Source organism: Azospirillum sp. FG154 (assembly GCF_057809575.1).
Map to the genome: position 1 here is coordinate 235,376 of NZ_JBMDKF010000006.1, position 9,433 is coordinate 244,808.

At 66.8% G+C, this 9,433-nt stretch carries 7 protein-coding genes and 1 CRISPR repeat array (1 of these 8 only partly in view); all 7 genes read left to right on the plus strand.

Translation table 11 applies throughout. The features are described from left to right. Positions 1-294 precede the first annotated feature (294 nt). Genes ACODS4_RS09820 through cas2 form a run of 7 tightly spaced genes read left to right on the plus strand, consistent with a single transcriptional unit; the run spans position 295 to position 8,114 of the window. Positions 295-2,616: a CRISPR-associated endonuclease Cas3'' gene (locus ACODS4_RS09820; protein WP_488863108.1), complete on the plus strand. Its 2,322-nt coding sequence runs from the start codon at positions 295-297 to the stop codon at positions 2,614-2,616. A 21-nt stretch (positions 2,617-2,637) separates the two neighbouring features. Next, entirely contained in the window at positions 2,638-3,300 is a 663-nt protein-coding gene (gene cas5c, locus ACODS4_RS09825) for a type I-C CRISPR-associated protein Cas5c (protein ID WP_488863110.1), read from the plus strand. Next, positions 3,297-5,087 carry a type I-C CRISPR-associated protein Cas8c/Csd1 gene (gene cas8c, locus ACODS4_RS09830; RefSeq protein WP_488863112.1) on the plus strand — a complete coding sequence of 597 codons (1,791 nt, stop codon included), beginning with the start codon at positions 3,297-3,299 and terminating at the stop codon, positions 5,085-5,087. The genes cas5c and cas8c overlap by 4 nt, the downstream gene beginning before the upstream one ends. Positions 5,088-5,090: 3 nt before the next feature. Further along, positions 5,091-6,044 (plus strand): type I-C CRISPR-associated protein Cas7/Csd2, encoded by a 954-nt coding sequence (gene cas7c, locus ACODS4_RS09835; protein ID WP_488863114.1) that lies wholly within the window; start codon positions 5,091-5,093, stop codon positions 6,042-6,044. Positions 6,045-6,094: 50 nt separating this feature from the next. Continuing rightward, positions 6,095-6,772, plus strand: a complete 678-nt coding sequence (gene cas4 / locus ACODS4_RS09840) for a CRISPR-associated protein Cas4 (protein WP_488863116.1) — start codon at positions 6,095-6,097, stop codon at positions 6,770-6,772. 4 nt (positions 6,773-6,776) lie between these two features. After that, positions 6,777-7,817, plus strand: coding sequence for a type I-C CRISPR-associated endonuclease Cas1c (gene cas1c, locus ACODS4_RS09845; RefSeq protein WP_488863118.1), 1,041 nt, complete (start codon positions 6,777-6,779; stop codon positions 7,815-7,817). A gap of 6 nt (positions 7,818-7,823) precedes the next feature. Then, on the plus strand, positions 7,824-8,114 hold the full coding sequence (gene cas2, locus ACODS4_RS09850; RefSeq protein ID WP_488863120.1) for a CRISPR-associated endonuclease Cas2: 291 nt from the start codon (positions 7,824-7,826) through the stop codon (positions 8,112-8,114). 172 nt (positions 8,115-8,286) lie between these two features. Continuing rightward, positions 8,287-9,433: direct repeats of the CRISPR family, unit length 32 nt; unit sequence GTCGCCCCCTTCACGGGGGCGTGGATTGAAAC (it continues 1,023 nt past the right edge of the window).

Here is a 9,433-nt window from a genome sequence, read left to right on the forward strand (position 1 = left end):
GGGCCGTCGTGCCCGCCGCCAGCATCAGATAGATGATGAGGCGTTCAGCGAATTTCCACCACGACCGCAGACGCTATCAGTGGAAGCGTGAAGTGCGAACAAACCGCTGTCGCGAGGGTCGCGTCGGACACGCCGCGCCTCCCGGTTGCCACAGGCCCGCCCTTTGCGCGTCAACGTCCTTGACGGCGCCTTCGCTCTGTTTTATCAATCTCTGATTGATAATGGCGAGTTTGATTTTCGGAAACGGGCGGCTCCGATGCGTCTTGTTCTGACGACAGACCTCGTGGGTAGGCGATGAGCGTTCCAGCGAAAACAACAGTCTACGCGCACTCTGTCCCTGGGCAGGACGAAACCGTTTGGGAGCCGCTGCCGATTCACCTGGGAAACGTGGCGGAGCGGGCGGGCGGGTTTGCCGAGCCGTTCGGCGGGCGGGAGTTGGCGTGGGCCATGGGCGCGTTGCACGACATCGGCAAGGCTGTGGAGGCGTTCCAGGCCTACATCCGTGGGCAGGGGCCGAGCGTGGATCATTCCACCGCCGGGGCCGTGCTTGCGGTGGGGCGATACCCGGCGCCGTTCGGGCGGATGATGGCCTATGGGATCGCGGGCCATCACGCCGGGTTGGCCAACGGCGCCGTCGCGGGCGGCGGCTTGTCGTCGCTGAAGGATCGGCTGGCCGCCGGGGCGGCCAACCCCCTGCCAGCGCGCTGTCTGACGCCCGACCTCGACATCGCGCCGTTGGCGGTCGCCCTAGCCGGGCCGGTGTTGTCCGACGGGTTCACGCATGAATTTTCCGTCCCCTTCCTCATGCGGATGCTTTTTTCCTGTCTCATTGACGCCGACCGGCTGGCGACGGAGGAATTCTACGCCGAACGACGCGGCGAGACGGTTGAGCGGGGGTGCGCGCTCACCGTCGCCGATCTGCGCGACCGGCTGAACGCGCATCTGGGCCAATTCGACGGGCGAAGCGGGGCGGTTGACGCGTTGCGGGCGGAGGTGCTGGCGGCGGTGCGGGCGAGGGCGGGCGACGAGCCGGGGCTGTTCTCGCTGACGGTCCCGACCGGCGGCGGCAAGACCCTGTCGTCGCTGGCCTTCGCCTTGGATCACGCGGTTCGGCATGGGTTGCGCCGGGTCATCTATGTGATCCCCTTCACCTCCGTCGTCGAACAGACGGCGGCGGTGTTCCGCGAGGCGTTGGGCAGCGACGACGCCGTTCTGGAACACCACAGCGGTTTTGATTTTGGAGCGGCGACAGGCGGCGCGCCCGACGATGAGGGCCTGGACGGCGCCCGCAAGCTGCGGCTCGCCGCCGAAAACTGGGACCGGCCGGTGGTCGTCACCACCGCCGTGCAGTTCTTCGAGAGTCTGTTCTCCAACCGCCCGTCGGCCTGCCGGAAGCTGCACGCCATCGCCGGATCGGTGGTGATCCTGGACGAGGCGCAAACCCTGCCGCTGCCGATGCTGCGGCCCTGCCTGGAGACGCTGCGCGAATTGGCGCGCGGCTACCGCAGTTCGGTGGTGCTGTGCACGGCGACCCAACCGGCGGTGACGGTGGAGGCCGGCTTCAAGAACGGGTTGGACAAGGTGCGGGAACTGGCCCCCAACCCGCCGGACTTGTACCGCCGCTTGAAACGGGTGACGGTCAGCGCCATCGCCGAACCATTGTCCGACGCGGCGCTGGCCGACCGGCTGCTGGCGGAACGACAGGTCTTATGCATCGTCAACAGCCGCCGACACGCGCGCGATCTGCACCGGCGAATCAAGGAGGCCGATGACAAGGCCAGGCACCTGTCCACCTGCCTGTGCGCCAAACACCGGCGCGCGGAACTGGCGGCCATCCGTCAGGACGTCAAAGATGGCAAGATCGTCCGGCTGGTGTCGACCTCCCTGGTCGAGGCTGGGGTGGATTTCAGCTTTCCCGCCGTCTACCGGGCGATGGCGGGCCTCGATTCCATCGCCCAGGCGGCGGGCCGCTGCAACCGGAACGGCGAGTTGCCGGAGTTGGGCCGCGTTTTCGTCTTCAACAGCCCGGACGAGGAAGGCCACCGGCCACCGGCGGAATTGGCCCTGTTCGCCCAAACCGCCGCCAGCGTGCTGCGCGCCCACGACGACCCGCTGGCGCTCGACACGCTGCGCGCCTACTTCCAGCGGGTGTATTGGCTGCGCGGCGACGAGGATTTGGACGCCGCCCTGGTGGGGGAGGGGGCGGGCGCGATCCGTGGCATCCTGAACGCCCTGCATCTTCATCGACGCAAGCACGACTTCCCCTTCGCCGACATCGCCAAGGCCTTTCGGATCATCGAATCGCCGCTGGTCCCGGTGATCGTTCCCTACCGACCGGTCGGAGAAGCGGACGCTGTTCCCCGTCTGCTCGACGCCCTGCGCCATGCGCCAGCGGAGAAGACCGGGGGCATCGCCCGCGCCCTGCAACCCTATCTGGTCCAGATTCCCCGCTCGGCCCGCGCCACCCTGCTGAAGGCCGGGGCGGCGGAGTGCGTCCGCAGCGGCGAGTTCGGCGACCAGTTCGTCGCCCTGGTCAACACCGACCTCTACCAGCCCGACGTCGGGCTGGATTGGGAGGATCCAACCTTCCGGCGGTTTGAAACCAACATTTTTTGAGGGAGAGTCATGGCCTACGGCGTGAAACTTCACGTGTGGGGCGACCGCGCTTGCTTCACCCGGCCGGAAATGAAGGTCGAGCGGGTGTCTTACGACGTCATGACGCCGTCGGCGGCGCGCGGCATCCTGGAGGCGATTCATTGGAAACCGGCGATCCGCTGGACCATCGACGCCATCGAGGTGCTGAAGCCGATCCGCTTCCAGTCGATCCGCCGCAACGAGGTCGGGGCGCGCGTGCCCGCCGCCGCCGTGCGCAAGGCGATGAAGGCCGACGCGGTTCAGGAGTTGCGCATGGTGGCGGAGGAGAACCGGCAGCAGCGCGCGGCGACATTCCTGATTGACGTCGCCTATGTCATCCACGCGCATTTCGCGCTGACGGATCGCGCTGGACCGGGCGACAACGAGGCGAAACATCAGTCGATGTTCAACCGCCGCGCGGCGGCTGGCCAGTGTTTCCAACAGCCCTGTCTTGGGGTGCGGGAGTTTCCGGCGCATTTCGCCCTGCTGGAGGACGGCGCCGCGCCAGCGTCGGACTTGCCCGCCGACCAGCGCGACCGCGATCTCGGCTGGATGCTGCTCGACATCGACCACGCGAACGACATGACGCCGCTCTTCTTCCGGGCGGCGTTGCGCGACGGCGTGATGGCGCCGCCGCCACGGGATTCGGTGGAGGTGCGGTCATGACCGTCCTCGCCGCGCTGAACAGCTATTACGAGCGGCTCGCCGACCGTGGCGAGGCGCCGCCCTTCGGCTATTCGACCGAACGGATCGCCCACGTCATCGTGCTGGCCCCCGATGGCGAGCCGCAGGAAATCCTGCCCTGGCAAAGCCTGTCGGGGAAAAAGCCGGAACCGCGCCCCACGGCGGCGCCGCAATCCTTCAAACGTCCGGGGACCACGCCGCGCTCCTTCTTCCTGTGGGACAACGGCAAGTTCGTGCTTGGCCTTGGGGTGGACAAGGCGACCCGACAGCGGGTGCCCCATGCCGCCAACCACGCGGCGTTCCAGGAGCTGCACCGCCGCCTGCTGGCCGGAACGGAGGACGCTGGGCTTCTCGCCCTGCTGCGCTTTCTCGACGTCTGGTCGGCGGACCGCTTCGACGCCTGCGGCTTCACCGACGCGATGCTGGAGCAGAACTTCATGTTCATGCTCGCTGGCGACACGACCGACGCCGGGCAGCCGCGTTTCCTGCACGACCGTCCCGCCGCCCGGCGGATTTGGGAGCGCGCGGTGGCCGAGGGGGCCGGGGTGGAGGGGCTTTGTCTGGTGACGGGAACGCGCCAGCCGATCGCCCGCCTGCACCCGGCGATCAAGGGGGTGATGGACGCCCAGAGTTCCGGCGCCTCCATCGTCTCCTTCAACAACGACGCCTTCACCTCCTACGGCAAGGAGCAGGGGCTGAACGCGCCGGTGTCGGAGGCGGCGGCCTTCGGGTATGGCGCGGCCCTGAACGCGCTGCTGGCGCGCGGCAGCGGCAACCGGCTGACCATTGGCGACGCCACCACGGTGTTCTGGGCCGACGCCTCCGGCGGCGAATCGTCCGCCCGCAAGGCGGAGTCGCTGTTCCACCACATGCTCAGTCCGCCGTCCGCCGAGGACGCCGACGAGGCGCAGGCGATCCGCAACGCCCTGCTTCCGGTCAGCGAGGGGCGCCCGGTCCGGGAGATCGCGCCGGAACTGGACGAGCGGACGCGGTTTTGCGTGTTGGGCCTGTCGCCGAACATCGCCCGGCTGTCGGTGCGCTTCTGGCTGGAGGACAGCTTCGCGGCCATCGCCGAACGCGTCGGCCTCCATTGGCGGGATCTGCGGATCGAGCCGTCGCCCTGGCGCAGCGCGCCAGCGGTCTGGATGCTGCTGCGCGAAACCGCCGCGCTGAACAAGACCGAAAACATCGCGCCGCAACTGGCCGGGGAGGTGATGCGCGCCATCCTGACCGGCGGCCGTTACCCCCGCAGCCTGTTGGCGGCGGTCATCACCCGCATGCGTGCGGGCGACCCGGTGAACGGCGTCAAGGCCGCGATCTGCCGGGCCTGCCTGAACCGCGACTCCCGCCTGGGAGCGAAGACCAAGGAGGAGACACCCGTGAGCCTGAACCGAGACGAGGCGAACGCGGCCTACCGGATGGGCCGTCTGTTCGCCGTGCTGGAGGGCGCCCAGCGGGCGGCCCTGGGGGATGTGAACGCCAGCATCCGCGACCGTTATTTCGGCGCCGCGTCGGCCACCCCGGCCAGCGTCTTCCCCATGCTGCTGCGCAACAGCAACCATCATCTCGCGGTGCTGCGCAAGGGCGACAAGCCCCGCCTGGGCGGCTGGTTCGAGGGGGAAATCGGCCAGATTCTGGGCGGCCTGGACAGCGGGTTCCCGCGTTCGCTGCGCCTGGAGGAGCAGGGGCGATTCGCCATCGGCTACTACCATCAGCGCTATTCCGGCAAAGCCGCCGCCGCCACCGAACAGACCGTGTCCGAGGATTGATCCATGCCCGTGATTCAGAACCGCTATGAATTCGTCTATCTGTTCGACGTCACCAACGGCAACCCGAACGGCGACCCCGACGCGGGCAACCTGCCGCGCCTGGACCCGGAAACCAACAAGGGGCTGGTGACGGACGTTTGCCTGAAGCGGAAGATCCGCAACTTCGCCGCGCTCAGCCGCGACGGCGATCCGCGCTATGGCATCTATGTCCAGGAAGGGGCGATCCTGAACGAAAAGCACCGGGCCGCCTACCGCGCCATCCGCCCGGACGACAAGGAGGTCGAGGGCGCGAAAAAGCTGTCGCCCAAGGAGACGGAGGAAAAGGCCGTCCGCCAATTCATGTGCGACAACTTCTTCGACGTCCGCAGCTTCGGCGCGGTGATGAGCACCAGCATCAATTGCGGGCAGGTGCGCGGGCCGGTCCAACTGTCCTTCGCCCATTCGGTGGAGCCGGTCCTGCCGCTGGAGATTTCGATCACCCGCATGGCCGCCACCTCGGAAAAGGAGGCGAAGGAGCGCAAGGACGGCGACCCGGTGGATGATGGGCGCCGCGACAACCGCACCATGGGGCGCAAGCACATCGTCCCGTATGGCCTGTATCGTTGCCATGGCTACATCTCCGCCAAGCTGGCGGAGGGAACCGGCTTCGACGACGACGATCTGGATCTGCTGTGGACCGCGCTGGAGGGCATGTTCGACCATGACCGCTCCGCCGCCCGTGGCGAGATGGCGGGCCGCAAGCTGGTCCTGTTCCGCCACGACTGCGCGCTCGGCAACGCCCCCGCCCATCGCCTGTTCGACCTTGTCACCGTGACCCGGCGTTTCCAGGGCGAGGATTACGAGCTGGACAGCCCCGGCGTCGGCAATCTGCCGCCCGCTCGGCGCTTTTCGGATTACCGCATCGCCCTGGACGCGGACCATGTGCCCGCCGGGGTGACGATGATCGAGCGGTTCTGATCGGGCTGGGCGGCGCGCCAGCGGAAACGGCATGGGAGGGGCGGAGGATCATGGACGACGATGACGATCTGCTCCCCCTGTCGGCCTTGCAGCATCATCTGTTTTGCCCGCGCCAATGCGCCCTGATCCATGTCGAGCGGCAATGGCGGGAGAACGCCTTCACCGTCGAGGGGCGCTTGCTGCACGATTTTGTGGACGCGGGCGGTCGGGATCGGCGGGGAGCCGTTCGCACGGTGCGCTCGATGCCGTTGCGGTCGCGGCGGCTCGGCCTTGCCGGCGTCGCCGATCTGGTCGAGTTGCACGGCCCCGGCCAGCGGCCTTACCCGGTCGAATACAAACGCGGTCGTCCGAAAGCCCACCGGGCCGACGAGGTGCAGCTTTGCGCCCAGGCCATGTGTCTGGAGGAGATGTTCCGCACGGACATCGCCGAGGGCGCTCTCTTTTACGGGGAGAACCGGCGGCGCGTCGTGATTCCCCTCGACGATGAATTGCGGGCGTTGACGGAGCGAACGGCGACCGCCGTCCGCGTCATGATCGAATCCGGCGACACCCCGCCGCCGGTGTACGAGCTGGCCAAATGCCGGAATTGTTCGATGCTCGAACTTTGCCGCCCGCGTCGGCTGGCTCGCCCGCCCCCGGTGGCCGACTGGCTCGCCCGGCAGTTGGACGACGAGGACGCCCCAACGCCGCCCGCCGACCCTGGAAACGCCAACGAAGGAGCCTCCTGATCCCATGCGCCAGCATTTGAACACGATGTTCGTCACGACCGAAGGCGCGTGGCTGGTCAAGGACGGGGCCAACATCGTTGTGGAGGTGGAACGGCGGGAGATCGGCCGCGTTCCCATGCACATGATGGGCGGCGTCGTCTGTTTCGGTCGGGTCGGCATGTCGCCGCCGCTGATGGGGGCCTGCGCCGAGGCCGGGGTGGCGGTGTCCTTCCTGACCGAGCACGGCAAGTTCCTGGCGCGGGTGGAAGGACCGTGCCGTGGAAATGTTCTGTTGCGTCGGCGCCAATATCGGGTGGCGGACGATCCCGACGCCGGTCTCGCCATCGTCCGCGCCATCGTGGCGGCGAAGGCGGCGAATCAGCGCGCGGTGTTGCGGCGCGCGTTGCGGGACCATGGGGCGTCGATGGCGGAGGACAACCGCGCGGCGTTGGACGATGCGCAGCGTCGGCTGGGCGACGCCGCCCGCCGGGTGATGGAGGCGGCCAGCATCGACGCCGCGCGCGGTCACGAGGGGGATGCCGCGAGCGCCTATTTCGGCGTGTTCGATCATCTGATCCGCCGCGACGACGACGCGTTTCGTTTCCGTGGCCGCAGCCGCCGCCCGCCGTTGGACGCCTGCAACGCCTTGCTGTCGTTTCTGTACGCCATGGTCGGCCATGACTGCCGTTCGGCGTTGGAGTCCGTCGGGCTGGATCCGCAGGTCGGTTTCCTGCACCGCGACCGACCCGGACGCGCCGGTCTGGCGCTTGATCTGATGGAGGAGTTCCGCCCGGTGTTGGCCGACCGCGTCGCCCTCACCCTCATCAACCGTCAGCAAATCGGACCGAAGGATTTCACTCATATGGAGGGCGGCGCCGTTCTGCTGCGCGATGACGCCCGCAAGACGGTTCTGGCGGCCTACCAGGAGCGCAAAAAGGACGAGATCACCCACCCGTTCCTGAACGAAAAACTCAGCTTGGGGCTGGTTCCCCACATCCAGGCGCAGTTGCTGGCCCGCCATTTGCGCGGCGATCTGGATGGCTATCCGCCATTCATCTGGAAATGACCAACCATGCTGATGCTGATTACCTATGACGTCAGCACCCAGGACTCGGCGGGGCGCCGCCGTTTGCGCCGGGTTGCGAAAGCTTGCCTGGATTTCGGCCAGCGTGTTCAATGCTCCGTGTTCGAGTGCGAGGTTGATCCCGCGCAATGGACCGCGCTGCGCGCCCGCCTGATCGGTGAAATCGACCCGACCGCCGACAGCCTGCGCTTCTACCGTCTTGGCGCCAACGCCAACCGCCGCATCGAACATGTCGGCGCGAAGCCGACCTTGGATCTCGACGGAACCCTGGTCTTCTGAACGCGCGCGAACCCCAAGCGAACAGAAAATGCCCAGGGGGTTCGCGCGGGAACATAGTCAATGGGTTGGCGGCGTTGGCGGCGCGACCAAAACCCGGCAGAATGGGTGCGTTCGGGTGATTCGCGCTCGGTCTGGGATTGTGGGTTCTTAAACAAGTGGATATTGATTGGCAGTCGCCCCCTTCACGGGGGCGTGGATTGAAACTCCGGCGCCGTGCCGCCGGGAACGACGGCGTCGGTGGTCGCCCCCTTCACGGGGGCGTGGATTGAAACGTCTGCATCAAGATCGCGCCTCGAAGATCGGAGGGTCGCCCCCTTCACGGGGGCGTGGATTGAAACTGTGGCGCGTCCGTATTCTTTTCGACCATGGCGAAAGGTCGCCCCCTTCACGGGGGCGTGGATTGAAACACAATTGATTTCGGCGTTCTCCGCTCCACCCTGTCGTCGCCCCCTTCACGGGGGCGTGGATTGAAACCCCCAATTCCTGCCTTACGATCCGCCCCAGCAGCCGTCGCCCCCTTCACGGGGGCGTGGATTGAAACTTCCGTCAAGCGGCGGATACTTAGCCAACGCTTGTCGCCCCCTTCACGGGGGCGTGGATTGAAACCGGCGCAAGTCCAGTTTATCCATTTGGCAGCCTTTAGTCGCCCCCTTCACGGGGGCGTGGATTGAAACCGGGATCACGCGGGAACAGGGCGATAACCTGTCCAGTCGCCCCCTTCACGGGGGCGTGGATTGAAACCTTGGGCAAACTCGTCCTCGTTGATCCTGTGCGTCGCGTCGCCCCCTTCACGGGGGCGTGGATTGAAACCAATGGCGGTCAGAAGAGTCCGTTGCGATCCGCGTGTCGCCCCCTTCACGGGGGCGTGGATTGAAACCCCATAGCATCCCGAAAGCCATCAAGTTGCGGTTGGGTCGCCCCCTTCACGGGGGCGTGGATTGAAACGGTGAGCTGTATCACAGCATCCGTAAGGTACGAGCTGTCGCCCCCTTCACGGGGGCGTGGATTGAAACGGTTTTTTATTTGATTGACGCGCGGCTTTGTTGGCGTCGCCCCCTTCACGGGGGCGTGGATTGAAACCGCCTGATCGACGACGCGACGAACCTCTACAACGGTCGCCCCCTTCACGGGGGCGTGGATTGAAACTGCCCTTGCTCGCTATGCAGTATGGCAGATTAGCGTCGCCCCCTTCACGGGGGCGTGGATTGAAACATCCGTAACAACCCGCGCAATGCGGATTTTCTTGTCGCCCCCTTCACGGGGGCGTGGATTGAAACAATTGGCGCAGGTCGGCGTCCAGACGGGCGTCGGTCGCCCCC

What these genes read in the sequence shown, in the direction of transcription:
- ACODS4_RS09820 (WP_488863108.1), top strand. Translation starts at nt 295, where the DNA reads ATGAGCGTTCCAGCGAAAACAACAGTCTACGCGCACTCTGTCCCTGGG.
- cas8c (WP_488863112.1), top strand. Translation starts at nt 3,297, where the DNA reads ATGACCGTCCTCGCCGCGCTGAACAGCTATTACGAGCGGCTCGCCGAC.
- cas7c (WP_488863114.1), top strand. Translation starts at nt 5,091, where the DNA reads ATGCCCGTGATTCAGAACCGCTATGAATTCGTCTATCTGTTCGACGTC.
- cas4 (WP_488863116.1), top strand. Translation starts at nt 6,095, where the DNA reads ATGGACGACGATGACGATCTGCTCCCCCTGTCGGCCTTGCAGCATCAT.
- cas1c (WP_488863118.1), top strand. Translation starts at nt 6,777, where the DNA reads ATGCGCCAGCATTTGAACACGATGTTCGTCACGACCGAAGGCGCGTGG.
- cas2 (WP_488863120.1), top strand. Translation starts at nt 7,824, where the DNA reads ATGCTGATGCTGATTACCTATGACGTCAGCACCCAGGACTCGGCGGGG.